Source organism: Mycetohabitans sp. B3 (assembly GCF_021498065.1).
Taxonomy (GTDB): Bacteria; Pseudomonadota; Gammaproteobacteria; order Burkholderiales; family Burkholderiaceae; genus Mycetohabitans.
Genome location: NZ_JAHLKN010000110.1, coordinates 1 through 327, shown reverse-complemented (window position 1 = coordinate 327; position 327 = coordinate 1). Strand labels below are relative to the sequence as shown.

The 327-nt window shown below is 67.3% G+C and carries 1 protein-coding gene; it reads right to left on the bottom strand.

Annotated elements, in window-relative coordinates; translation table 11 throughout:
- A partial coding sequence (locus tag KQH55_RS15810; protein WP_235091636.1) for a condensation domain-containing protein occupies window positions 1–327 on the bottom strand: 327 nt, incomplete at both ends.

The window sequence follows — 327 nt, the reverse complement described above, 5'->3', positions numbered from 1 at the left end:
CAGTGCTTGCGTGGTTGACGCATCGATCTGCACCGGCACGTGCGCGCCGGCAAACGACTGTTGCGCTGGGCGCGGCCGGTCCGTCGGTAGTTCCAGCAGCACCGGGGCGTCGGCCAGCGTCGCGCGCCAATAGTCGCTTTGCGCCTGCAGCCGCTCATCCGACAGCCACTGCCGTTGCCACGCCGCATAGTCCGGATACTGGATCGCCAGCGGCGGCAGTGGATCGACTTGGCCGGCTGTGCTCGCCGCGTACAGTGCACTGAACTCGCGCGCGAGCACGCCAAGCGACCAGCCGTCCGACACAATATGGTGTTGCGTGAGCAGCAC